The following is a 25,487-nucleotide window of genomic DNA, read 5'->3' as shown; positions in this document are numbered from 1 at the left end:
TCTGCCGCATGCCCGGAAAAGTTCGGCGCGTGCCGGCGTCTATTGCGGCGCCGCGTCCGGATGGTGTACCAGCTTGCCGTAGACAAGGGACTGCAGCAGCGCGACCGTGCTGCCGGTCAGTACCTCGACCACGCGCAGTATCGCCATGTGCAGTTCCTCGTGCAAATTGCTGCCGCTGAATGCCGCCGACATCAGAATGATCACGGTGACCGGCGCCAGGCGCCAGTTGGCCGGATAGTTATGAATCAGCATCGCCACCAGCACCGCCAGCACCAGCGCGATCAACATCGACGGCAGGGTCGGGCCGAGCAGCACCAGCATCAGACAGGCAATGATCGCGCCGCTGAAAGTGTTGATGGTGCGCGCCTTGAAGTTCACCTTGGCCTGCGCAAAGTCCGGCTCGGTGACGATGATCAGTGAAATCATTGCCCAGTAGGGCTCCTTGAAACCAACGAAACGCAGGCCGTACCACACGATGAGCGAGCCGGTGAGGATCTTCACGGTGTAGACCAGCGCGTTCTTGCGCAGGCTGATGGCGAAAAGCTGCATGGCGATGCGGCGAGGATCGGAGGAATTTCCAGTATGACATAGGCGTCTGCCTGCACTGCCTCGCATGCCGGCGCGGCGCGGTAGAATCGCGCGGACATCGCGGCGCGGCATCGCGCCCAAGGGGGAGACATCAATGTGGCGGACCATCGAACGTTATCTCGCGGGTTGGCTGCTGGCCGCGGCCTGCACGCTGAGCGCGGCCCAGGGCCAGCCGCCGGTTGCCGCATCGGCGGCGGCCGACGCCGGCCCGCGCCTGACGATCTCGGCCGCCGCGCATGAGCGCAGTTGGACGCGCGCCGCGTTGCTGGCCGATCCGCGCCTCGCGCCGGTGAGGATCGACGACGACAATTTCAAGCGCCGCATGACGGTCTCGGCGATACCGATGGCCGTACTGTTCGCCGGCTTGTCGATATCGCCAGGCGCCACCGCGACACTGGTGGCCAGCGATGGCTACATTTCGCACATGCCGATGGCATTGCTGATCGCTCGCCGGCCCGATGCGCCGCGCGCCTATCTGGCGGTGGAAAACCCGGCCGCGCCGTGGCCGCCACTCGAAGGGCATGACATCGGGCCGTTCCGGCTGGTCTGGACCTTGCCCACAGGCGCGGCGCGCGGCGCGGGCACGCCGATCAACCAAAGTTACTGGACCTACAGCATCGAGCGCATCGAGGCGATCGCCTCCCCGGCCGAGCGCTTCCCGGCGATTCGACCGGCCGCCGACATGCCCGCGCACGGCGCGGTCATGCGCGGCTTCGCAGTGTTCGAGCGAGCCTGTTTTTCGTGTCACTCGCTCAACGGCGCCGGCGATTCCCACCTCGGCCCCGACCTGAACGTGCCCTTCAACCCGGTCGAGTATCTCGGCGATGCGCGCCTGGCCCGCTACATCCGCAATCCGCAGTCGCTGCGATGGTGGCCCAACGCGCGCATGCCAGGGATCGATCGCGCGACCGTCTCGGATGCGCAGTTGCGCGACCTGCTCGCCTATTTGCATCACATGGCCGGGCGCAAAATTCCCGCGCCGCCCCTGCCCGGTGGTTGATCCCGATCATCCTTTCGCATGAATGCCCGACATCGCGATATGGGAAGGCAAACGGCGACGATAACTCACGCTACACTGAATGGCATCAGTCACCGCGCCGGACATGTCAGGAGACTTGCCGATGATTACGCTGGATGCGCAGCAGACCGCGCAGGCATTGCCTTACCCCGAATTGGCCAACGCCATCGAGACGATGTTGACCGAAATGCGCAGCGGCAGTGCGCACGCTCCGGAGCGGCTGGTCTGCCATGTCGGCAATGGCGATGGCCGCGACGGCAGGCCGGGTGGCATCTTGCTGGTGATGCCGGCGAGCAACCGCGACATCGCCATGACCAAGCACGTCAATGTGCATGCCGGCAACGCGCGTCATGGGCTGCCGGCGATCCAGGGCGAAGTGCTCGTATATGACGCCAACAACGGCAAGCGGCTGATGCTGCTCGACGGCCCCGTGCTGACCAGCCGGCGCACCGCCGCCGTATCGTTGCTGGCGGCTCGCAAATTCGCGCCGCGCCCGCGCGGCCCGGTATTGATCGTCGGCGCGGGCGTCCAGGCGCGCGCTCACCTCGAAGCCTTCGCGGCCGGTTTGGAGAGCCGCCACTTCATGCTCTATTCGCGCACCCGCGCGAACGCCCAGGCCCTGGCCGATCATGCCCAGACGCTGGGTGTCGAGGCCACCGTGGTCGATTCGGTCGAAGGCGCGCTGCAGTCGGCCACCGTGGTCGTCGCCGCGACCACCAGCACCGCCCCGGTGCTGCCCGACAGCGGCGCGATGCGCTGGCGCGACGACATCTTTATCGCCGCCGTCGGCGCGTTTCGCCCGGACATGCAGGAGCTGCCGCCGCAGTTGTGTCGCGACGCCGCGGTGCGCGGCACGCTGGTGATCGACACGTGGGAAGTCAAGCACGAGGCCGGCGACTTGCTGCACGCCGGCATCAACTGGTCGCGCGCCGTGCCGCTGGTCGACGCCGTGCTCACCCCCGACCGCTTCCGCGCCGGCGGCCCGGTCCTGTTCAAGAGCGTGGGATGCGCGCTGTGGGATCTGGCGGCGGTGTTGTGCGCGCGGCGATTGGAGGGAAGTTCTTGACGCCGCCAGGGTCGAAGTACGCAGCGGTCTGGAGATGCCCGCTTGTTTCAGGCGTTCCCTCCAAGGGAGGCGGTGGCGCAATTTGCCGCGCATTTGTGCTCCTTTAATGCCGGATTTCGATAACTACTTTTTGCGCACTGAGTTGATCGAGCATTCTGTCGATTTCTTGGGTATTCCCTGGATCGAGATTGGCATCCCATTCATCCAGCAGGAGGTATTTTGTATCGGGGCGATCGGCGACCTCCCGCAATTGGGCCAACGTCCATTGACCAGTCGACAGGTGATGAAAACTGTCGCTCCAGCAAAGTTTTCCGTGGTGAGTGGGGATAAGATGCGCAGCGTCGGAAAAGCGCTTCTTGAGGGACAACAAAAGCGTTGATTTCCCGCTGCCGTTGCTTCCTTTAATCGTAAATCTACCCTGCCCTTTTTCGCTCAACATTGCAGCAGCCTGACCGAAATGACTTATCAGGCGCCCGTTCAGATAGATTTCTCCCCGTGGAAAAGCGGACGATGTCGTGACTTGAGACAATCGGCATATCGTGTCGGATAACATTCGCAACCGAGCATTCATGGACGACCATTCCAAGACCTGGTAGACCAGGGTGCTCAGTGAATTAAGAATATGGAAGATTCGCGTCAGGCTGACAAAAATAGCTGCGAGAAGCGCTGAGTCGGCGCTGTTATTGGCAACCGCGTGAGCCACCAGGTAGATCGTCGGGCCGAGGGCGGCGCCGGCCAGCGCCAGATTACTCAGCTGCTTTCGCCACATTAGTCGGTTAGACGCTTCATAGTAACGGCTGGCAAGGATTTGTCGCTTGTGTGTCCAAGACAGGAAGTTATAGCGATTGCCTAGCGTTGTGTTGTCCCAGATTCTCGACAACATATCGCTGTATGAAACAAAATCCGTTTCCACTGCGGTCGAGCGCGTTTGAATGGCTTTTCGCATTGAAAGAATGATGAGAGAGCAGAGCGCCACGCCGACGATATAGCCGATGAGTAAATTGCCGGGAAGTAACAGACCCAGAACCAGCATGCTCAACGCGCTGTTTAGAAGAAAGCCCACAAAGTCGTGGACGAAGAACAAATAGTCTTTGATAGTGATGAAAGAGTTTCTCGTTGCTATTGATTCGACGGCTTCCTGGAGGCGGGCATCTCGGGTTTTTTCCGTTACCCCGTAGGCAGCATTCGCCAAACGCTCCGTGAGGGCCCGATGCGCGTTATTGACCCAGGCCTGTAATGTGACGAATGACAGGCAACCGGGGATATAGGGGATCAACATCATCACGAGATAAGCAAGAAGAAACCCCTCGAATTTTTCTCCGCGCTGAAACAACTCAATTAAGCGCGTCAAGAAATAGGACGAGCCGGCGACGATGCTTTGATGGATTGAGACGAGGCCAAGCGTCCATAGTGCATGCCGATGCCTGAATATGTCGCGTAATTGATACTTTTCTGCTTGCATGAACTGCCTCGAAATCCTGGGCAACGCGGTTCGGATATGGGCCGCGTGAGATATCGTCGGCGTTTATGGACGAAACCATGCCATCAGGCACCTGGCCCGAGAGATCCTTTGCCTTGGCGAGAATTCCTGGGGCCGGAGGTTTTGACGTTTTCTGTTATGGCCAACTGGTTTGCAGGACCTGTTTCGCCGAAGAAACTGCAACGTTAAGCTGTTTGTTTGTCGTGGCGGATGACGGGAGAGCATGGAGACGCAGTCCACTCCGGCAATGCAAGTCACCAAGCCGATGACACGCCGACTTTGATGGACCGAAGGAAGGCCTGCTACTGGAGGTATCTGAAACGGCCGGTTGCTTGGTCGCAAAAGGCTTGCTTGGCGGCGCGAGGATTGCGCGGATGTCTGCGTGCCGTATTGAGTTTTTGAACGGAAAGCGGGCGGCGGAATGGGGCCGCCGCGTTTGTAGCTACGCGTCGATCGCGAGAGGCAGCGGCATTGCAGTCTACGTTCAAGCGCCGCTTGCCGCTCTACTCGAGCCGAATGCCGCGCACTGTTTGATCAGAGCGCTTTGTCGCGCCGCCACTGGATGAGATCCTCGATCGCAATGACGGGAAAGCCGTGCGCCAGAGCAAATCGACGGATGTCGTTTCCCTTGGCCATCGTGCCATCCGGGTTCATGAGCTCGCAGAGCACGGCAGCAGGCTTAAGTCCTGCGAGCCGAGCCAGATCGACGGCACCCTCGGTGTGCCCGCGTCTGCCCAACACACCGTCATCGTGAGCATACAATGGGAACACGTGGCCAGGGCGAGACGGATCGTCGGCGGTTGCGTTATCGCCAATGGCGGTCCTGATGGTGGTTACACGATCGGCAGCGGATACGCCGGTCGTGACCCCGTGGCGTGCCTCGATCGATACGGTAAATGCCGGGCCAAATCTGCTTTCATTGTGCGAGACCATGGGAGGTAGCCGAAGGCGCTCGGCGACATGCTTTGTCAGGCAGAGGCAAACAATTCCACTGCACTCCCGAATCAGAAGCGCCATGGTCGACACCGAGAGTTTCTCCGCGGCTACAATAAGATCGGCCTCGTTCTCCCGATCGGCATCGTCCATTAGAATGACCGGCCGCCCGGCACGCATCGTGTGAAGGGCGTCCTCCATTCGCTCATGGATGTCTGTTAGAGCAGGGGTATTGGATGGAAGTGATTGAACAAACATGAAACGCCCCTCGCAAAGAATAAAGTGGCGAAAAACGTTTCAGGGCAAACGTAAACACGCACCGTGGGCGCCAGTTGCCTGGCGCGGGTGTGCATTACATCTTCTCTCATCCGGACTGTAACCGTCGGCCTTGGCTTTGCACCAAGTCTGCTGACCTTGCGGAACCGCAAGCGCTCGCGGGCTTGTTCACGAATGAACTTACCGCCGGTGGGGAATTTCGCCCCGCCCTGAAGACGTGACGATAGGGTAGCAGGGGATGCTTGGTCTGGAAACCACCTCGTACATTTCCTTATGGCTCCAAAAAGCGTTCGACCAACCGCGCCCAGTACGCCGCGCCGATCGGCAGGTTCTTGTCGTTGAAATCGTAGCCGGGGTTGTGCACCATGCAGCCGTCTTCGCCCTCGCCGTTGCCCAGCCGCAGGAAGCAGCCGGGGCGCTGCTGCAGCATGTAGGCGAAATCCTCGCTGCCCATGAGCAGGCCGGTGTGGGGCACGACCTTGTCGGGGCCCACCAGCTCCTGCGCGACCTGAATCGCGAATTCGGTTTCGCGCTCGCTGTTGACCACCACCGGATAGCCCATGATGTACTCGATCTCGGCGCTCGCGCCATAGCTTTTGGCCTGATCGTGGACCAGCTCGGTGATGCGTTGCCTGAGCTTCTCGCGCACCGCCGGGCTGAACGAGCGCACGCTCAGCTCGAGCTTGGCGCTGTTTGAAATCACGTTGTTGGCGGTGCCCGCCTGCAGCACGCCGACCGTCACCACGGCCGGCTCGGTCGGATCGATGTTGCGCGCGACCACCGTTTGCAGGGCCATCACGACGCTGGCCGCGGCCACCACCGGATCGACGGTCAAATGCGGCCGCGCCGCATGCCCCCCGACCCCCTTGATGGTGATGAACACCTTGTCGCCGGCCGACATGAACGGGCCGTTGCGGAACAGGAAGGTACCCGGCGGCATGCCCGGATGGTTGTGCATGCCGAATACGGCGTCGCACGGGAAGCGCTCGAACAGGCCGTCCTCGATCATCGCCCGTGCGCCGCTGTTGACGCCGTGCTCTTCGGCCGGCTGGAAGTACAAATGAACCGTGCCGGAAAACCGGCGCGTATTCGCCAGGTACTGGGCTGCGCCCAGCAGCATCGTGGTGTGGCCGTCGTGGCCGCAGGCGTGCATTTTGCCGGGCTGCCGGCTGGCATAGGGCAAGCCGGTTTCCTCCACGATCGGCAGCGCGTCCATGTCGGCACGGATGCCGATGCTGCGCTTGCCGTGGCCGACCTTCAGCGTGCCGACCACGCCGGTCTTGCCCACCCCGGTGGTGACCGCATAACCCCATTCGCGCAGCTTGTGCGCGACCAGCGCGCCGGTTTCAACTTCTTCGTAAGCCAATTCGGGATGCTGATGAATCTGGTGACGGATCGCGCGCAGCGCTTCGGCGGCATCGGTCAGATCGTTGACTTCACAGTAGGATTTTTGAGCGTCCATGTCGATCGGGTCCTGGCAAGTTTCCAGCGATGGGGGAAAGCCGGCATACGCAACGGCGCTGCCCGGCATGGGGCAAGTCTAGAGATTGTCGCGTCGCTTGAGAAGCCAAAGCCCCTGGATGACCGATAAACGCTGGACATCGTGCCGATTGTGTTTTATTGTATACATTCGTGTGCAAACACAGCGCGGCGCTGCGGCACAGCCCAGCGACAGCGGCCACACCCATCAGGAGATCGACGTTGAATACCAAGCTCAGCAAGCCCCGGCGCGGGGGCGAAGGCAGCCCGTCGGCCGCCGGGCCGCTGGGGGAGTTCGTGTACGACCGGCTGCGCGCCGATATCCGCGAGCAGCGCCTGTTGCCGGGCACGCGTTTGCGTGAAGTCGAAATCGCCGAAAAATACGGGGTCAGTCGCACGCCCGTGCGCGAGGCGCTCAAGCGGCTGGCGGCCGAGGGTTTGCTGGCGCTGAGCGCGGCGCGCGGATTCGTCGTCACCGAGTTGTCCAACAGTCACGTCATGCAGCTTTATGCGATGCGCGAGGTACTCGAAGGCGCGGCGGCGCGTTTTGCCGCCGAGCAGGCCTCTCCGCTGGAAATCCAGTCACTGCAGCAACTCTGCGCGCAGCTCGGGCAGGCCACCACGCCCGCGCAAATGGCTGCCGGTAATCGGCGTTTGCACGACGCCATCGTCGCGGCCTCGCACAACGTTTATCTGCTGCAGGCCATGGGGGTGCTGCGCGATACGCTGGAGCTGCTGGGCACCACCACTTATTCGTCGCCGGGGCGCATGGCCACGGGGTGCCGCGAGAACGCCGAGATCGTCGAGCGTATCGCTGCGCGCGATGCGCAGGGCGCGGAACAGGCCGCGCGCCGGCATATTCACAACGCCAGCCTGCTGCGGCTGAAGATGTTGTTCGGACAGGCGCCAGGGGCGGATGCCGGCGGTGACGCGGTCGAGGCAAATTGATTGAAGCATCGCGTTCTTGGGAGCGTTCAGGGATGGTAGACGTACTGGTCATCGGCGGCGGTAACGCTGCCTTGTGCGCTGCGTTGATGGCGCGTGAGGCGGGCGCCTCGGTGTTGCTGCTGGAGGCCTCGCCGCGCGAGTGGCGCGGCGGCAATACGCAGCACACCCGCAATCTGCGTTGCATGCATGATGCGCCGCAAGACGTGCTGGTCGACGCCTATCCCGAAGAGGAGTACTGGCAGGACCTGCTCAAGGTCACCGGCGGGCAGACCGACGAGACGCTGGCGCGGCTGGTGATTCGGGCCTCGTCGAATTGCCGCGACTGGATGCGCCGCCACGGCGTGCACTTCCAGCCGCCGTTGTCGGGCGCGCTGCACGTGGCGCGCACCAACGCCTTTTTCATGGGCGGCGGCAAGGCGCTCGTCAATGCCTATTACCGCAGTGCCGAGGCGCTCGGCGTGCAGATTCGCTACAACGCACCGGTCGATGCGATCGAGCTCGACGGCGATCGTTTCGTGGCGGCCCGCCTCGGCGCCGAACGGATCGCCGCGCGCAGTTGCGTGCTGGCCGCCGGTGGCTTCGAATCGAACCGCGCATGGCTGCGCGAAGCCTGGGGCCAGGTCAACGGCGAATGGGTGGCCGACAATTTCCTGATTCGCGGCACGCGCTTCAATATGGGCGTGCTGCTCAAGTTCATGATCGAGGCCGGCGCCGATGCGATTGGCGATCCGTCGCAATCGCATTGCGTGGCGATCGACGCGCGCGCGCCGCTCTACGACGGCGGCATCTGCACGCGCGTCGACTGCGTGTCGCTGGGCGTCGTGCTCAATCGCAACGCCGAGCGCTTCTATGACGAGGGCGAAGACTTCTGGCCCAAGCGCTACGCGATCTGGGGCCGGCTGGTGGCCCAGCAACCCGGGCAGATCGGCTATTCGATCATCGATTCCAAGGCCGTCGGGCGCTTCATGCCGCCGGTGTTTCCGGGCATCCAGGCCAACACGCTGGCGGAGCTCGCGCAAGCCACCGGGCTCGACGTACCGACTTTCGTCAAGACGATCGAAACCTACAACGCCGCGTGCCGGGTCGGCACGTTCGACCACGCGGTGCTCGACGACTGTCACACCGAGGGCATTGCGCCGGCCAAGAGCCATTGGGCGCGGCCGATCGACACTCCGCCGTTTTACGCTTATGCGCTGCGCCCGGGCATCACGTTTACCTATCTGGGGCTCAAGACCAACGAACAGGCGGCAGTGCATTTCGACGGCAAACCCAGCCCGAACCTGTTCGTCGCCGGCGAGATGATGGCCGGCAACGTGCTGGGCAAGGGCTATACGGCCGGCGTGGGCATGTCCATCGGCACCGCGTTCGGGCGCATCGCCGGCACGCAGGCCGCGCGCGCGGCCGGCCAACCCGCTACAACCTCTCATGGAGTCAGTCATGCAGTCGCTTGAGGCGCTCACCCGCGAAGCCGCCGCCCTGGGCGCCAACCAGATGCCGGCCGCATCAAGCGCTGACGAGGCGGAAGTCGGCCGCATCATGCAGATCTGCAATGCATGCCGGTACTGCGAAGGTTTCTGCGCGGTATTTCCCGCCATGACGCACCGGCTGACATTCGCCAAAAACGACATTCATTTCCTGGCCAACCTTTGCCACAACTGCGGCGCCTGTCTGCATGCGTGCCAATATGCGCCGCCCCACGAATTCGCCGTCAATGTGCCTCAGGCGATGGCCAGGGTGCGTGTCGAAACTTACACCGACTATGCGTGGCCGGCGGCTCTGGGCGCTCTGTACAAACGCAATGGTTTGACGCTGGCGCTGGCCGCCGCGACCGGCCTGGCGCTGTTTCTGAGCCTGGTGGTGCTGATCCAGGGGCGATGGGCCAGCGGCCCGCTGGCCGCCGACTTCTACGCGATTTTTCCGCACGACACGCTCGCGCTCATGTTTGGCGCGGTGTTTTTGTTCGCCGTCGTCGCGCTGGGCATCGGCGTGCGCCGCTTCTGGCGCGATCAGGCGCCCGGCCCCGCGTCGGGCGGGGCTGCGGCCGAAGCCGCGCACGATGTGCTGCGGCTCAAATATCTCGATGGCGGGCACGGCCAGGGCTGCAATGAGCGCGACGACGCCTTCACACTGGCACGCCGACGTTTCCATCATTGGACCTTCTACGGTTTTCTGTCGTGCTTTGCCGCAACCTGCGTGGCGACGCTCTATCACTACCTGTTCGATTGGCAAGCCCCGTATGCGCTCACCAGCCTGCCGGTGGTGCTCGGCACGCTCGGCGGCATCGGCCTGGTGATCGGGCCGGCGGGGTTGCTGTGGCTGAACCTGCGGCGCCACCCACTGCACGGCGACGCGCGGCAAAAGCCGATGGACCGGGGCTTCATCGCCTTGCTGCTGCTGGTCAGCATCAGCGGACTGGCGCTGCTGGGCTGGCGCGAGAGTGCCGCGATGGGCGTCTTGCTGGCAATTCACCTGGGTGCGGTGATGGCGTTCTTCGCCACGCTGCCGTACGGCAAGTTCGCTCACGGCGTGTACCGCGGCGCCGCACTGCTCAAGTGGTCGATCGAGAAGCGCAATCCCCCGAAGCTGGGTATCGGCGGCGAATAGCAGGTGAGCAGGTGAGCGGGTGAGCGGTGAATTTTTGGCGAGGCGGCACCGCGCGGCGGTCGCCGCATTGTCGATAAGGCAGGCAGTGCGAACCCATTCGGCACGCACGAAGCATTTTTAACGGAGACATAAGATGCAACAGGCAACGGGTCATCCCACAGAGAAGCAGATCTACAAGGTCGCCTTGGCCAGTATTATCGGTTCGGTTATCGAACAATACGATTTCCTGGTGACCGGCATCATCGCCGCGACGGTCTGGGGCGACGTCTTTTTCAAACTGCCGGGACTGGCCGCGATTGCCGCTGCCATCGCGGTATACGGCATGGGTATCGTGATCCGCCCCCTTGGCGCATACATCTTCGGCAATCTTGCCGACCGCGTCGGGCGCAAGGACGCGATGGTCTATGCGCTGGTGCTGATGGGTGTGAGCACGCTGCTGATCGGGCTGACGCCCTCGTTCGACAGAATCGGCGTGATCGCGCCGGCCTTGCTGATCGTTTTCCGGCTGGTGCAGGGCATCAGCTTCGGCGCCGAGTTCGGCACTGCCGCGACGTGGGTCGTCGAGCAGGCGGCCCGCTCGAAGTACCGCGCCTTCTGGGGCGCGTGGGTCGGCTTTGCGATTCCGCTGGGGTTGCTGCTGGGCTTCGGTTCGGTCATCGTGGTCAAGTCGCTGATGACGCATGAACAGTTTCTCAGCTGGGGCTGGCGCATTTTCTTCGTGGTCGGATTCATCGTGGCCATCGTCGGCATCGTGATTCGTACCCGCACCGAAGACAGCTTCGTGTTCGAGGGCTACAAATCGAAGAGTGAACTCCTGGCTCATCCGGCCCGGCAGGTGTGGCGCGACATGCCGTTGCGCATCCTGCGTACGTCGCTGGTCAACGCCATGTTCAGCGGGGTCTTTTTCCTGAGCTTCGTGTTCGGCACCGGCTACATGAAATCGGTCGGCTTCACCGCCATGCAGGCCGAAACCATTGGCTTGATCGCCGCGGGCTTCATGCTGGTGTTCATGATCATCGGCTCGCTGCTGGCCGACAGGATCAATCGCCGCACGATCCTCCTGACCTCCGCCGTGGTGGCCTTCCTGTTCGCGATCCCCTACTTCTATCTGCTCAATTCCGGCAACTTCATGCTGGCGGCGATCGCCGAGATCATTGGCTTCGGCTTCGTGTTCGGTTTTGGCTATGGCGCGGTGCCGACCTTCTACACCGAAAATTTCCCGACCAAATATCGCGCGTCCGGCGCGAGCGCCGGGTATCAGGTCTCGCAGGTCTACGGCGGCGGACTGATTCCGATTCTGGCCGGCATGATGCTGCACAAATACGGTATTCATCACGCCTACCTTTACATCGGCATCATGGTGATGTGCTACGCGGTGCTGGCGATTTTCGCAATCCTGGCCACGCCCGATACCAAAGGGGCCAGTCTCGAGGCTTAGCGGTATGGCCCGCGACATGATCGCGCGGGCAGTTCAACGAGTATTTGCCCAGCCGCCAGCAATCGCGTCGATCGCTGGCGGCCTCTTTGCATCCCTGCCGCGCCAGACGCCCTGGTGCGCGCGGTGGCCGGATCCCCGTAGTTTTCACCCGGAAGCCGTAGTGTCGCTACGGAATTCGTGGGTATCGCACTGCATGCAAAAAACTACAATCGGAAGCACCATCCTGAAGACGCAGCGCAGTTAGCGAGGGCCGCAGCCGGACGCCGGGCACGATTCCTCGAGATGCGGCATCAGCGATGCAAACCCTCGCCACTGAGTTCAGGGGCCTCCTATGTGTGGAATCATTGCTTGCATCGGTGTGGCCGATCCGCTGCTCGGGCCGCGCATGCTCGACGCGATCGGCCATCGTGGGGAAGACGAGAGGAGAATCGAGCGCATCGGCGCGCAATGCCTGCTCGGCATCAGCCGGCTCAGCATTGTCGATGCGCGCGGCGGCAGCCAACCGCTGCACGATCCGACCGGGCGCCTGCACGTGGTGTGCAACGGCGAAATCTACAACCACCGGTCGTTGCGCGCGGATCTGTCGCACGAATTCGAGTTCGCCACCGATTCGGATACCGAGGTCATCCTTGCGCTGTTTCGCAAATACGGCCCGGCATGCGCTCGCCTGCTCGACGGCATGTTCGCCTTTGTCGTCTATGACGAGCTTACTGGCGACTTTCTCGCGTGCCGCGACCGTTACGGCATCAAGCCGCTGTATTACGCCAGGACTGCGCGCGCATGGTTCTTCGCCTCCGAGGCCAAGGCCTTTGCCGTGCTGGACGAAAATATCGAGGCGTTCGACCTGATCGAGCCGGGCGCCCAGGTGTATTGTTCGACGCTGCTGCGCTGGCACGAGCGGGGCGCGCCGCGCGCCAAATCGGTACCCAGCGCAGGCATGGTGCGCGCGTTGCTCGAGTCATCCGTCGCGAAGCATTTGATGGTCGACCCGCACATCGGGGTCGGCACCTTCCTGTCGGGCGGCATCGACTCGAGTATTGTCACGGCCCTGTGCGCGAAATATCGGCCCGACACGACGGCTTTTACGGTCGGCGTGCCCGGTTCGCCGGACATCGCGGCCGCCCGGCAGGTATGCGAGCACCTGGCGATTGCTCACGTGATCCGCTGGCTCGAACTGGATGAGGCGCGCGCCTTGCTGCCCGACGCGGTGCGCCATACCGAGTCGTTCAACCCGGCGCTGGTGCTCGAAGGCTTGATGACGATGCTGCTGGCCAAGGCGGCGCGCGAGGCCGGCGTCAAGGTGGTTCTGTGCGGCGAGGGCGCGGACGAAATATTCGGCGGGTATGGGGTGTTTCTGAACAAGAGCCCGGACGCGTTTGGCCGCTGCATGCGCCTGGCGCTGGACAATATCCACAACACCGAATGCCTGCGCCTGGATCGGGCGACGATGGCCTATTCGCTCGAAGCGCGCGTGCCGTTCCTGGACCCCGCCCTGGTCGAATACGTCACCAACCTGCCGATGACCAGCCTGTTGGGAGACCCGGCCGGACAGGCCGTCGAAAAAATGATCCTGCGGCAATCGTGTGAGGACCTGTTGCCGGGCGCGATCGTGTGGCGCAGCAAGATGGGTTTTTATCACGCCAGCGGCATTCTGCCCGTCATACAGGCCGTCGAGGCCGAAATTTCAGATCGAGACTTCGAAGCCTGCCGGCAGGCGTATCCGGCCGCGCGGCTGCGCGACAAATTTTCGATGTTCCTGTTCACGCATTGGCAAGCGCTGTTCGGCGCCTTTGCCGGCGAGCGCGCCTTCGAGAGGTTCGGCGCGTACCCGGTGCTGCAGGAAGTGTTCGACGATCGCGAGGCGATGTTCAGCGGTACCGGAGAAACCGAGCCGGCGCTGGCGTGAGGCCGGCTACAGCGGCAAGCTCGTGTCGAACTTGATCTCGCGCAGCACCACGCTGGTCTTGACCTGGGCGACCGCGGGCAGCCGGAACACGTGACTGTGCAGGAATTCGTCGTAGGCCTTGATGTCGGGCGCGACGATCTTGAGAATGTAGTCGGCCTCGCCGGTCGTGCTGTAGCACTCGGTGACCTCCGGGCAGGTGCTGATTTCCCGCTCGAATTGCTCGGTGCCGCCCTCGGTGTGGCGCGTGAGCTGGATGTGCGCCAGCGCGCAGATATGAAAGCCGAGCTTCTCGCGGTCGAGCAGCACCGTGTAGCGCTGGATGACGCCGCTTTGTTCCATGTCCTTGATGCGTCGCCAGCACGGCGTGGCCGACAATCCCACGTGTTCGGACAATTCCTGCGCCGAACGACGCGAGTCCGCCTGCAGCAGGCGCAGAATCTTGCGGGCGAAGCCATCGATAACGTTCATCTCGAAATTTGCCTTTTAGGAAAATGCTTATTTCTTATTGTGCTATTTTCTGAGTGAAAAAGTAAAAATTTTTCGCAACACCCCGCATACACTTTCCTCATCGACGCAGCCGGCCGAGGCACGGCCGTGGCTGCCAATGACAATATTTCGCCCGATCACCGGCGCGCTGACGCCGCCCAGGGTGAGGAGAGACTCCCATGAATGCCCCCATGCGCCCAGCGGCGCTTGCCGCCACATCCCTCAAGCATGGCGCTTACCAGCTATCCGACAATCTCGTCGCGACGCGCGGCCAGGTGTTTCTGACCGGCACGCAGGCGCTGGTGCGCATTGCGCTGATGCAGCGCGCACTCGATCAGGCGCGCGGCCTGAACACGGCCGGCTTCATCAGCGGCTATCGCGGCTCGCCGTTGGGCGGGGTCGACCAGCAGCTCTGGAAAGCCAAAAAGCTGCTCGAGGCGGCCAATGTGAAATTCCTGCCGGCCATCAACGAAGAGCTGGCCGGCACCGCCGTGATGGGCACGCAGCGTGTCGAGGCCGATACCCTGCGCACGGTCGATGGCGTGTTTGGCATGTGGTACGGCAAGGGGCCGGGGGTCGACCGCGCCGGCGACGCGCTCAAGCACGGCAATGCCTATGGCGCGTCCGAGCATGGCGGCGTGCTGGTGGTGGCGGGCGACGATCATGGCTGCGTTTCTTCGTCGATGCCGCACCAGAGCGACTTTACGATGATGTCGTGGAGCATGCCGGTGCTCAACCCGGCCGATATCGCCGAGATGCTCGAGTTCGGCCTGTATGGTTTTGCGCTGTCGCGCTTTTCCGGCGCGTGGGCGGGCTTCAAGGCAATCTCGGAAACCGTCGAGTCGCGCGCCACGGTCGATCTCGACGCGGTGCGCACCGAGTGGGCGCAGCCGGTGGACTTCCATGCGCCGCCCGGCGGCCTGCACAACCGCTGGCCCGATCTGCCGAGCCTGACCATCGAGGCGCGTCTGGCCGCCAAGCTCGACGCGGTGCGCCACTTCGCTCGCGTGAACAGCATCGACAAATGGATTGCACCGAGCCCGCAAGCCGATATCGGTATCGTCACCTGCGGCAAGGCTCACCTCGATCTGATGGAGGCCTTGCGGCGCCTGGGCCTGACGGTGGCCGACCTGGAGTCCGCCGGAGTGCGCGTCTACAAGGTCGGGCTGGCGTTTCCGCTCGAACTCTCGCGCATCGACGCCTTCGTCAACGGCCTGCGCGAAGTGCTGGTGATCGAGGAAAAGGGGCCGGTGGTCGAGCAGCAGATCAAGCAATATCTCTACAATCGGATCGAGCGCGCGCGCCCGCTGGTGCTGGGCAAGGCCGACGCCGAGGGCCGCCCGCTGCTCTCCGCGCTGGGCGAGTTGCGTCCGTCGCGCATTTTGCCGGTGTTCGCCGACTGGCTGGCGCGGCATAAGCCCGCGCTGGACCGGCGCCATCTGGTGGTCGATCTGGTGGCGCACGAGATTCTGTCGAACGAGGCCGACGGCGTGCGGCGCGTGCCGTATTTCTGCTCGGGCTGCCCGCACAACACCTCGACCAAGGTGCCGGAGGGCTCGATCGCGCAGGCCGGCATCGGCTGCCACTTCATGGCGTCATGGATGGAGCGCGACACCACCGGCCTGATCCAGATGGGTGGCGAGGGCGTCGATTGGGCGTCGCATTATCACTTCACCCAGCGCCCGCATGTGTTCCAGAACCTGGGCGACGGCACTTACTTCCACTCCGGTATCCTGGCGATTCGCCAGGCGGTGGCCTCCAAGGCGAACATCACCTACAAGATTCTCTACAACGACGCGGTGGCGATGACCGGCGGGCAGCCGGTGGACGGCAGCATTTCGGTGCCGCAGATCGCGCGGCAGGTCGAAGCGGAGGGCATCACCAAACTGGTGGTGGTCAGCGACGAGCCGGAGAAATATCAAGGCCACGAGGATCAGTTCCCGCGCGGCACCACGTTCCATCACCGCCGCGAACTCGACGACGTACAGCGCGCGTTGCGCGAGATGAGCGGCGTCACCGTGCTGATCTACGACCAGACGTGCGCGGCGGAAAAACGCCGGCGCCGCAAGAAAAACGAGTTTCCCAATCCCGACCGCCGCCTGTTTATCAACGAGGCGGTGTGCGAAGGTTGCGGCGACTGCGGCGTGCAGTCCAATTGCCTGTCGGTCGAGCCGGTCGAGACCCCGCTGGGCCGCAAGCGCCGCATCGATCAATCGTCGTGCAACAAGGATTTCTCGTGCGTGAACGGCTTTTGCCCGAGCTTCGTCTCGGTCAAGGGCGCGCAGCTCAAAAAGGCTGTCGGGGCCGCGTTCGATCCGCAGGTGCTCGAGGCCAAGGTGGGCGCCCTGCCGTTGCCGGCCATCGCGCTGGACGACGCGCCCTACGACATCATGGTCACCGGCGTGGGGGGCACCGGCGTGGTTACGGTCGGCGCGCTGATCACCATGGCCGCGCACCTCGAAGGCAAGCGCGCCTCGGTGCTCGACTTCATGGGCTTCGCGCAAAAGGGTGGCGCGGTGCTGTCGTTCGTGCGCTTTGCCAGCCGCCCGGAGTGGCTCAACCAGGTGCGTATCGATACGCAGCAGGCCGATGTGCTGCTGGCATGCGACATGGTGGTGGGCGCCAGCGCCGACGCGCTGCAAACCGTGCGGCGCGAGCGCACGCGTATCGTCGTCAATACGCACGCGATTCCCAATGCGGATTTCGTGCGCAATCCCGATGCGCAATTGCACGCGGATGCGTTGCTGGCGAAAATGCGTCACGCCTCGGGCAGCAAGCCGCTCGATACGTGCGACGCGCAGGCGCTGGCCAAGCGCTTTCTGGGCGACACCATGGGCTCGAACATCGTGATGCTCGGCTTTGCCTGGCAGTTGGGCCTGGTGCCGGTATCGCTCGCGGCGCTCATGCGCGCGCTCGAACTCAATGGCGTGGCGGTGGCGATGAATCAACTGGCGTTCGACCTCGGCCGCCTGGCCGCCGGCGACCCGGCGGCGCTGGAGGCCCTGATCGCGGCGCCGCGCGAGGCCGGCGAAGATTCGCTCGAGGCAATCGTCGCGCATCGGCGCGCGTTGCTCACGGCCTATCAGAATGCCGCCTATGCGCAGCGTTACAGCGCGCTGGTCGACAAGGTGCGCGCGGCCGAGACCCGCGTGGCCGGTGCCGGCGCCGAGCGGCTGGCGCGGGCGGTGGCCCGGCAGTATGCGAAGCTGCTGGCCTACAAGGACGAATACGAAGTTGCCCGGCTCTATACCGACGGCACGTTCCGTCAGGCGCTGGCCGGCGAGTTCGAAGGCCAGGCCGGGCGCGATTTCCGCATTGAGTTCCATATGGCGCCCCCGCTCATCGCCAAGCCCGGCAAGCAAGGCGGCGCACCGCGCAAAGTGACATTCGGCCCGTGGCTGTGGCCGGTGCTCGGCACGATGGCCAAACTGCGCGGTCTGCGCGGCAGCGCGCTCGACCCGTTCGGCCGCACGCTCGAGCGTCGCATGGAGCGCGAGTTGGCGGCCGACTATGCGGTGACGATCGAGCGCATGCTGGGCGTGCTGAGTTCAGGCAACCTCGACGCCGCGCTGGCGCTGGCCGAGGCGCCCGCCAGGATTCGCGGATACGGTCACGTCAAACTGGCCAATCTGGCCGCTGCCAAGCGCGTCGAAGCGGCGCTGGCCAAGCAACTGGGCATCGATGCCGCGCGCGGCCCGGCGGTGGCCGCCGCGCTCGCGCACGCGGCGCAGGGCGGCCTGGCCCTCAAGGGCATTCCGGTGGTGGCCTCGCGCTAGGCGGCGCGCAACCCGGTGCGCCGTCAGCGTTTGCCGACCATGCCAACCATGTCGGCCGGGCGTACCCAGGCTTCGAACTGCTCGGCGCTGAGATAGCCCAGCGCCAGCGCCGCTTGTTTGAGCGTGGTGCCCTCCTTGTGCGCCTTCTTGGCGATTTGCGCGGCCTTGTCGTAACCGATGTGCGGGTTGAGCGCGGTCACCAGCATCAGCGACTGCTGCAGCAAGGCGTCGATGCGCGCGCGGTTGGGCTCGATGCCGATCGCGCAGTGATCGTTGAAGCTGGTCGCGCCGTCGGCCAGCAGGCGCACGCTTTGCAGGAAATTGTGGATCAGCAGCGGCTTGAACACATTCAGTTCGAAGTTGCCCATCGCGCCGCCGGCATTGATCGCCACGTCGTTGCCGAGCACCTGGCAGCACAGCATGGTCATTGCTTCGCACTGCGTCGGATTGACTTTGCCGGGCATGATCGAGCTGCCAGGTTCATTTTCCGGGATATGCAGCTCGCCGATGCCGCAGCGCGGGCCGCTGGCCAGCCAGCGCACGTCGTTGGCGATTTTCATCAGGCTCGCGGCGAGCGTCTTGAGCGCGCCGTGCGCATGCACCAGCGCGTCGTTGGCCGCCAGCGCCTCGAATTTGTTGGGGGCGGTGACGAACGGCAGGCCGAGCGCGCGCGCGAGCTCGGCCGCCACCCGCACGGCGAATTCGGGGTGCGCGTTCAGGCCGGTGCCCACCGCGGTGCCGCCCAGCGCCAGTTCGCATAAATGCGGCAGGGCGGCCTCGACGTGGCGCAAGCCGTGGTCGAGCTGCGCGACCCAGCCGGAGATTTCCTGGCCGAGGGTGAGCGGCGTGGCATCCTGCAAATGGGTACGGCCGATCTTGACGATGTCGTCATAGCGCCGGGCCTTGGCCGCCAGGGTATCGCGCAGTTGTCCGATGGCCGGCTGCAGCCGGCTGACCAGCGCGCCGGCGGCGGCCACGCTCATCGCCGTGGGGAACACATCGTTGGACGATTGCCCCTTGTTGACGTCGTCGTTGGGGTGAATCAGCCGGGCCTCGCCGCGCACGCCGCCCAGCAGCTCGCTGGCGCGATTGGCGAGCACCTCGTTCATGTTCATATTGGTCTGCGTGCCCGAGCCGGTCTGCCATATGGCCAGCGGGAACTCGTCGTCGTGACGGCCCTCGATGACCTCGTCGGCGGCCGCGATAATGGCTTCGGCCTTGCGCTCGTCGAGCACGCCCAGCGCGCGGTTGACGCCTGCCGCGGCGCGCTTGACGTGCGCCAGCGCGTGCATCAGTTCGCGCGGCATTTTCTCGGTGGATATCTTGAAATTCTCCAGCGAGCGCTGCGTTTGCGCGCCCCAGAGATGTTCGTCGGGTACGGCGATTTCGCCGAAGGTGTCGCGCTCCATCCTGGTAGACATGGCAAGCTCCTGTCGGAATCTTTCCAGTGTAGCAAGCCCATGCCGGGTGTGCCGGCCGCGCATGCTCAGCCGTGCCAGACCGTCTCGATCAGCGCGAGCGCCGCGGCGATCGCCGGCTCGCTGCGGCGGCTGGCCAGCGTGATGAAACTCAATTCGGTCGGCACGCTGACGCCGTCGGCGATCACCATGCCGTGCGCATGGGCTTCGCGCAGGGCAATCGAGTCGCGCATCAACGACAGGCCCACGCCCGACTTGACCAGATCGAGCATCGACTGCTCCTGATCGACTACCGCAACGGTCGGCGGACTCACCCCGAGCGGCGCGAACAGCGCCGTGAGCAACCGGTGATGCGCCGATTCGGGCGGCGTCCAGATCCACGGCAGCGCGGCCAGCTCTTTCCAGCCGCGCCGCGCGATCCGCTCTTTCCAGCCGGGCGGCCCGACTACCTGGTAATTGAATGGCGTCAGGGTCACCGTGTGGAACAGGTCGGAGGGCTTGCCGATATAAAAGCCGACGTCGAGTTCGCCGCGCTGGATCTGTTGCAGCACGGTGCCCGACATGCCGTGCCGCAACTCCGTCTCGATCTGCGGGTAGGACTCCACCAGGCGCTTGAGAAAGGCGCCCAGGCGGGTGAACTCGGGGTCGAGAATCGTGCCGATGCGCAGTTTGCCGCGCACCGTCTCGCGCAATGCCGCGGCAGCCTGGTGCAGCGCGCCCAGGTCGCCCAGCAGGCGCTCGGCCAGCGGCAGCAGTGCCTGGCCGTCGCGCGTCAGGCTCATGCCCTGGGCGGTGCGGGTAAACAGGGTCAGGTGCAGGGCTTCCTGCAAGGCCTTGATTTGCAGGCTGACGGCCGGCTGCGTGAGATGCAGGCGCGCGGCGGCGCGGGTGAGGTTGCCCTCGTGCGCCACCGTGACGAATGCGCGCAATTGATTGAATTCCATGGCAGCGCCAACCCAGAGGAGATATAAGAGGTACTTATATTGTTCTTCAGCATAAATCATTGGATTTGCCGGCGCCAGTGGGGCTAGGCTTTAGCCATGAAAAAAGCGACGGCACCTTGGCCGCTTCGCTCTGGATTGCGCGCCGCGATGGGCGCGAACGCACCGAGGTCGATATGAGTAACGCTGATATTCCTGTGATCAACCACTACATCGGCGGCCAGCTGCGCGCCGGTCAAAGCGGCCGCCTGGCGGACGTTTTCAACCCCGCCGAGGGCGCCGTGAGCGCACGCGTGGCATTGGCCAGCGAGGCCGAGGTCGAGGCCGCCGTGGCCGCCGCGCGCGCCGCATGGCCGGCCTGGGCCGCGACCGCTCCGCTCAAGCGGGCCCGCATCCTGTTCAATTTCAAGGCGCTGCTCGAGCAGCACCATGACGAGCTGGCGCGGCTGATTACCAGCGAGCACGGCAAGGTCTTTTCCGACGCCAAGGGCGAGGTCACGCGCGGCATCGAGGTGGTCGAGTTTGCCTGCGGCGCGCCGCACCTGCTCAATGGCCAGCACAGCGACAACATCGGCGGCGGCATCGACAACTGGAGCCTGCGCCAGCCGATCGGCGTGTGCGCGGGCATCACGCCGTTCAACTTCCCGGTCATGGTGCCGATGTGGATGTTCCCGATTGCGCTGGCGTGCGGCAATACGTTCGTGCTCAAGCCGTCCGAACGTGATCCGTCGGCCAGCCTGCTGATGGCGGACCTGCTGCGCCAGGCCGGCCTGCCCGATGGCGTATTCAACGTGGTGCAGGGTGACAAGGTGGCAGTCGACGCGCTGCTCGCGCACCCCGATGTCGAGGCCGTGTCGTTTGTCGGCTCCACGCCGATTGCCCAGTACATTTACAGCGAGGGCACGCGGCGCGGCAAGCGCGTGCAAGCGCTGGGCGGCGCCAAGAATCACCTGGTGGTGATGCCGGATGCCGACCTCGACCAGGCGGTCGATGCACTCATGGGCGCGGCCTACGGCTCGGCCGGCGAGCGCTGCATGGCCATCTCGGTGGCCGTGGCCGTCGGGCACGTGGCCGATGCGCTGGTCGAGCGGCTGGTGCCGCGTGTCAAGGCGTTGTGCGTGGCACCCGGCACCGATGCGCGCGCCGAAATGGGCCCGCTGGTCACCGGCGCCCATAAAGCCAAGGTCGAGGGCTATATCGCCAAGGGCGTCGAAGAAGGCGCCAAGCTGCTGGTCGATGGCCGGGGCCTGCGCGTGGCCGGGCACGAGCAAGGTTTCTTCGTCGGCGGCACGCTGTTCGACGACGTGCGCACCGACATGACGATTTATCGCGAGGAGATTTTCGGCCCCGTGCTGTGCGTGGTGCGCGTGCCCGATTTCGCCGCCGCGGTCGAACTGATCAATGCGCACGAGTTCGGCAACGGGGTCTCCTGCTACACATCCGACGGCGGCGTGGCGCGCACTTTCGCGCGGCAGATCCAGATCGGCATGGTCGGCATCAATGTGCCGATTCCGGTGCCGATGGCCTGGCACTCGTTCGGCGGCTGGAAAAAGTCGCTGTTCGGCGATCACCATGCCTACGGCGAGGAAGGCGTGCGTTTCTATACCCGCTACAAGAGCGTGATGCAGCGCTGGCCCGACAGCATCGGCAAGGGCGCCGAGTTCACCATGCCGGTGGCCAAGTAAGCACGCCGGCGCCTGCGGCGGTAAGCCGGCGGGCGCGCTCATTGAAGTTCTGAAGCCGTCAGCGGATCGGGAGGAGACATGCCCAAGCATCAGGGCGCTTACGACTACATCATCGTCGGTGCCGGCACCGCCGGCTGCCTGCTGGCCAATCGACTGACGCAGGACGCCGACGTGACGGTGCTGCTGATCGAGGCCGGCGGCAAGGACGATTATCACTGGATACACATTCCGGTCGGTTATCTGTATTGCATCGGCAATCCGCGCACCGACTGGCTGTATCGCACGCAGAACGAAGCCGGCCTGAACGGGCGCGCGCTGGCGTATCCGCGCGGACGCGTGCTGGGCGGCAGCTCGTCGATCAACGGCATGATTTATATGCGTGGCCAGCGCGAGGATTACGACGGTTGGGCCGCCATCGCCGATGATGCGAGCTGGCGCTGGGACGCGGTGCTGCCGTACTTCATGCGCGTCGAGGATCACCACAAGGGTGCCAGCGAATTTCACGGCGGCGGCGGCGAGTGGCGTGTCGAAGCGCAGCGTCTGTCGTGGCGGGTACTCGATACCTTTGTCGAAGCCGCCGCGCAAAGCGGCATTCCCGCCACCGACGATTTCAACCGGGGCGATAATTTCGGCGTCGGCTACTTCGAGGTGAATCAGCGGCGTGGTGTGCGCTGGAATGCTTCGAAGGCGTTTTTGCGGCCCGCGCGCGGGCGTCCGAACCTGACCATCCTGACCGGCGCGCAGGTCACGCGCCTGGTATTCGCCGGCAAGCGTTGCGTCGGCCTGAACTATCGGCATGACGGGCAGGAATGCGGCGTCGAAGCACGTCTCGAAGTGCTGCTGGCCTCCGGCGCGGTCAACTCGCCGCAATTGCTGGAGGTCTCCGGCGTGGGGCGGGGCGCGTTGCTGCAGCAACACGGGGTGGCGGTCGTGCACGATCTGCCCGGGGTGGGCGAGAATCTGCAAGATCATCTGCAATTGCGCACGATCTACCGGGTCGATGGCGTGAAGACCCTCAACACGCTTGCCAGCCACTGGTGGGGCAAGTTGCGCATCGGCCTGCAGTATGCGCTCACGCAAGGCGGGCCGATGAGCATGGCGCCGTCGCAGTTGGGCGCCTTTGCCGAGAGCGACGAGTTCCAGGCGCGTGCCAATCTGCAATATCACGTGCAGCCGTTGTCGCTCGACAAGTTCGGCGATCCGCTGCATACCTTCAACGCGTTTACCGCATCGGTGTGCAATTTGCGGCCGACTTCGCGCGGCAGCATCCATTTGAGCGGTCCGCACGCACAGCAGCCGCCGACGATCGCGCCGAATTATTTGCAAACGCCCGAAGACCGCGCGGTGGCCGCCGACGCCTTGCGCCTGACCCGCCGTATTCTTGCCGCACCGGCGTTCGCGCGTTATGCACCGCGCGAGTATCTGCCCGGCCCGGCTTATCAGAGCGACGAGGAATTGGCGCGCGCGGCGGGCGATATCGGCACCACCATTTTTCATCCGGTCGGCACCTGCCGCATGGGGCGTGCCGACGACGCCGGCGCGGTGGTCGACAGCCGCCTGCGAGTGCGCGGGCTGGCGGGCTTGCGCGTGGTCGATGCATCGGTGATGCCGACCATAACGTCGGGCAATACCAATTCGCCGACCCTGATGATCGCCGAGAAGGCCAGCGAGATGATTCGCGCCGATCGCATCGCCGCACGCAAATAAATTCGTTGCACAAAACAGGAGACCGAACGCGTCGAACCTTAGGATTTCTGATTGGCTTCGGGCAGTTGCAAATTTCCTGCCTCTCCTAGTGGAAATCCCGATGATTGCGATGCAACATTTGGAACACAATAGCCCTTCGCTGGCAAGGTTCGAGCAAGAGTCGCACCGTGCTGCAGCGCTCGTGGCCGTCAGGGTGCTGTCCCGATAACGGTCGCGGGAGTGTCCACAAAGTAGCTGGCGGACAGCACGCGTTGTCCGCCGAGCGCGATAAACCTATCACGTGGCTGGAGACATGACAGCAAACGACTTCATTTTGGAGACCCGAGGCCTGAGCAAGGGCTTCCGCGGTTTTACGGCTGTCAACGGGGTGGACCTGCGGGTGGCGCGTGGCACGATCCATGCGTTGATCGGGCCCAACGGGGCGGGCAAGACGACGTGCTTCAACCTGCTCACCAAATTTCTGGAGCCCAGCGCGGGGCAGATCCTGTTCAACGGCGAGGACATCACGCGCGAGCGTCCGGCGCAGATCGCGCGGCGCGGCATCATCCGTTCGTTTCAGATCTCGGCGGTGTTCGCGCACCTGAGCGTGCTGGAGAACGTTCGGGTGGGGCTGCAGCGGCGCCTGGGCACGGCGTTTCATTTCTGGCGCGGCGGGGCCTCGCTGGCGGTGCTCGACGAGCAGGCGCTGGCGCTGCTGGGCGAGGTGGGGCTGGCCGAGTACGCGCACACGCCGGCCGTGGAGCTGCCGTACGGGCGCAAGCGGGCGCTGGAGATTGCCACGACGCTGGCGATGGAGCCGGAGCTGATGCTGCTCGACGAGCCCACGCAGGGCATGGGTCACGAGGACGTGGACCGGGTCACGGCGCTGATCAAGAAGGTCTCGGCCGGGCGCACGATTCTGATGGTCGAGCACAACATGAGCGTGATCGCGGGTATTTCGGACACCATCACAGTATTGCAGCGCGGGGAGATCCTGGCGGAGGGGAGTTATGCCGAGGTGTCGAAGAACCCGCAGGTGATGCAGGCATACATGGGCACGGTCGAGGCCGAGCTGGAGGGGGCGCACGGGTGAGCAAGGCAAGCGAGGGCAAGGCGGGCGGCACGGGTGCGCCGGCGCTGGAGCTGGAGGGCGTGCAGGCGTGGTACGGGGAGTCGCACATCCTGCACGGGGTGGACCTGTCGGTGAGCCACGGGGAGGTGGTCACGCTGCTCGGGCGCAACGGCGCGGGGCGCACCACGGCGCTGCGCGCGATCATGGGGCTGACGGGGCGGCGCCAGGGCTCGATCCGGGTCGACGGGGCGGAGACGATTCAGCTGTCGACGCACCAGGTGGCGCACCGCGGGATCGGGTACTGCCCGGAGGAGCGCGGGATTTTTGCGGCGCTCTCGTGCGAGGAGAACCTGCTGCTGCCGCCGCTGGTGGGCGCGCGCGCGCAGGCGATGTCGCTCGAGGAGATCTACGCGATGTTCCCGAACCTGTACGAGCGGCGCCACAGCCAGGGCACGCGGCTGTCGGGCGGGGAGCAGCAGATGCTGGCGGTGGCGCGGATCCTGCGCACGGGGGCGCGGCTGCTGCTGCTCGACGAGATTTCGGAGGGTCTGGCGCCGGTGATCGTGCAGGCGCTCGCGCGCATGATCGTCACGCTCAAGGCCAAGGGGTACACGATCGTGATGGTGGAACAGAATTTCCGGTTTGCCGCGCCGTTGGCGGACCGGTTCTATGTCATGGAACACGGCA

The 25,487-nt window shown here is 64.4% G+C and carries 19 protein-coding genes and 1 riboswitch; of the genes, 12 read left to right on the top strand and 7 right to left on the bottom strand.

The features are described 5' to 3' along the window. Positions 1–39 precede the first annotated feature (39 nt). Entirely contained in the window at positions 40–549 is a 510-nt protein-coding gene (locus tag EPN80_RS13255; protein ID WP_293027906.1) for an FUSC family protein, read from the bottom strand. Positions 550–682: 133 nt separating this feature from the next. On the opposite strand from EPN80_RS13255, the gene EPN80_RS13250 reads away from it, so the two are divergent. Together EPN80_RS13250 and EPN80_RS13245 are read left to right on the top strand one after the other, a co-directional pair. Beyond that, the gene (locus EPN80_RS13250) at positions 683–1,588 is read left to right on the top strand and encodes a cytochrome c (RefSeq protein ID WP_293027903.1); all 906 of its coding nucleotides are present in this window, start codon (positions 683–685) and stop codon (positions 1,586–1,588) included. Positions 1,589–1,709: 121 nt separating this feature from the next. Next, a complete protein-coding gene (locus tag EPN80_RS13245; protein WP_293027900.1) occupies positions 1,710–2,672 on the top strand; it encodes a delta(1)-pyrroline-2-carboxylate reductase family protein in 963 nt (320 codons plus the stop codon). A 103-nt stretch (positions 2,673–2,775) separates the two neighbouring features. Here EPN80_RS13245 and EPN80_RS13240 read toward each other — a convergent pair whose 3' ends face one another. The 3 genes from EPN80_RS13240 to EPN80_RS13230 form a co-directional block, all read right to left on the bottom strand. Next, positions 2,776–4,134, bottom strand: a complete 1,359-nt coding sequence (locus tag EPN80_RS13240) for an ABC transporter ATP-binding protein (protein WP_293027897.1) — start codon at positions 4,132–4,134, stop codon at positions 2,776–2,778. A gap of 552 nt (positions 4,135–4,686) precedes the next feature. Beyond that, a complete protein-coding gene (gene ribB / locus EPN80_RS13235; protein WP_293027894.1) occupies positions 4,687–5,343 on the bottom strand; it encodes a 3,4-dihydroxy-2-butanone-4-phosphate synthase in 657 nt (218 codons plus the stop codon). 94 nt (positions 5,344–5,437) lie between these two features. After that, a riboswitch (FMN riboswitch) is annotated at positions 5,438–5,582 on the bottom strand. A 50-nt stretch (positions 5,583–5,632) separates the two neighbouring features. Then, positions 5,633–6,823, bottom strand: coding sequence for a M20 aminoacylase family protein (locus EPN80_RS13230; protein ID WP_293027891.1), 1,191 nt, complete (start codon positions 6,821–6,823; stop codon positions 5,633–5,635). A 239-nt stretch (positions 6,824–7,062) separates the two neighbouring features. On the opposite strand from EPN80_RS13230, the gene EPN80_RS13225 reads away from it, so the two are divergent. The 5 genes from EPN80_RS13225 to EPN80_RS13205 all read left to right on the top strand — a co-directional run bounded on the left by EPN80_RS13225 (position 7,063) and on the right by EPN80_RS13205 (position 13,736). Continuing rightward, positions 7,063–7,788: a GntR family transcriptional regulator gene (locus EPN80_RS13225; RefSeq protein ID WP_293027888.1), complete on the top strand. Its 726-nt coding sequence runs from the start codon at positions 7,063–7,065 to the stop codon at positions 7,786–7,788. 32 nt (positions 7,789–7,820) lie between these two features. Further along, positions 7,821–9,239: an FAD-dependent tricarballylate dehydrogenase TcuA gene (gene tcuA, locus EPN80_RS13220; protein ID WP_293027885.1), complete on the top strand. Its 1,419-nt coding sequence runs from the start codon at positions 7,821–7,823 to the stop codon at positions 9,237–9,239. Then, positions 9,226–10,392, top strand: coding sequence for a tricarballylate utilization 4Fe-4S protein TcuB (gene tcuB / locus EPN80_RS13215; protein ID WP_293027882.1), 1,167 nt, complete (start codon positions 9,226–9,228; stop codon positions 10,390–10,392). The genes tcuA and tcuB overlap by 14 nt, the downstream gene beginning before the upstream one ends. A 133-nt stretch (positions 10,393–10,525) precedes the next feature. Next, on the top strand, positions 10,526–11,830 hold the full coding sequence (locus EPN80_RS13210) for an MFS transporter (protein WP_293027879.1): 1,305 nt from the start codon (positions 10,526–10,528) through the stop codon (positions 11,828–11,830). Positions 11,831–12,161: 331 nt separating this feature from the next. After that, a complete protein-coding gene (locus EPN80_RS13205) occupies positions 12,162–13,736 on the top strand; it encodes an asparagine synthase-related protein (protein ID WP_293027876.1) in 1,575 nt (524 codons plus the stop codon). Positions 13,737–13,742: 6 nt separating this feature from the next. Here EPN80_RS13205 and EPN80_RS13200 read toward each other — a convergent pair whose 3' ends face one another. Further along, positions 13,743–14,204 carry an Lrp/AsnC family transcriptional regulator gene (locus tag EPN80_RS13200; protein WP_047215577.1) on the bottom strand — a complete coding sequence of 154 codons (462 nt, stop codon included), beginning with the start codon at positions 14,202–14,204 and terminating at the stop codon, positions 13,743–13,745. A 209-nt stretch (positions 14,205–14,413) separates the two neighbouring features. On the opposite strand from EPN80_RS13200, the gene EPN80_RS13195 reads away from it, so the two are divergent. Next, on the top strand, positions 14,414–17,998 hold the full coding sequence (locus tag EPN80_RS13195; protein ID WP_293028013.1) for an indolepyruvate ferredoxin oxidoreductase family protein: 3,585 nt from the start codon (positions 14,414–14,416) through the stop codon (positions 17,996–17,998). 23 nt (positions 17,999–18,021) lie between these two features. Here EPN80_RS13195 and fumC read toward each other — a convergent pair whose 3' ends face one another. Next, positions 18,022–19,407: a class II fumarate hydratase gene (gene fumC / locus EPN80_RS13190; protein WP_293028010.1), complete on the bottom strand. Its 1,386-nt coding sequence runs from the start codon at positions 19,405–19,407 to the stop codon at positions 18,022–18,024. A gap of 77 nt (positions 19,408–19,484) precedes the next feature. Beyond that, on the bottom strand, positions 19,485–20,360 hold the full coding sequence (locus EPN80_RS13185; protein ID WP_293027873.1) for a LysR family transcriptional regulator: 876 nt from the start codon (positions 20,358–20,360) through the stop codon (positions 19,485–19,487). Positions 20,361–20,533: 173 nt separating this feature from the next. On the opposite strand from EPN80_RS13185, the gene EPN80_RS13180 reads away from it, so the two are divergent. The 4 genes from EPN80_RS13180 to EPN80_RS13165 all read left to right on the top strand — a co-directional run. Continuing rightward, on the top strand, positions 20,534–22,042 hold the full coding sequence (locus tag EPN80_RS13180; protein WP_293027870.1) for a CoA-acylating methylmalonate-semialdehyde dehydrogenase: 1,509 nt from the start codon (positions 20,534–20,536) through the stop codon (positions 22,040–22,042). A gap of 78 nt (positions 22,043–22,120) precedes the next feature. Beyond that, the gene (locus EPN80_RS13175; protein ID WP_293027867.1) at positions 22,121–23,749 is read left to right on the top strand and encodes a GMC family oxidoreductase N-terminal domain-containing protein; all 1,629 of its coding nucleotides are present in this window, start codon (positions 22,121–22,123) and stop codon (positions 23,747–23,749) included. 292 nt (positions 23,750–24,041) lie between these two features. Beyond that, positions 24,042–24,821: an ABC transporter ATP-binding protein gene (locus EPN80_RS13170; RefSeq protein ID WP_293027864.1), complete on the top strand. Its 780-nt coding sequence runs from the start codon at positions 24,042–24,044 to the stop codon at positions 24,819–24,821. Beyond that, the coding region (locus tag EPN80_RS13165; RefSeq protein ID WP_293027861.1) for an ABC transporter ATP-binding protein at positions 24,818–25,487 on the top strand (670 nt) is incomplete at its 3' end. The genes EPN80_RS13170 and EPN80_RS13165, both read left to right, overlap by 4 nt.

The organism is Pandoraea sp., from assembly GCF_004297875.1.
Taxonomy (GTDB): Bacteria; Pseudomonadota; Gammaproteobacteria; order Burkholderiales; family Burkholderiaceae; genus Pandoraea.
The sequence above is the reverse complement of the archived record's forward strand: the minus strand, read 5'-3'. Positions and strand labels throughout refer to the sequence as shown.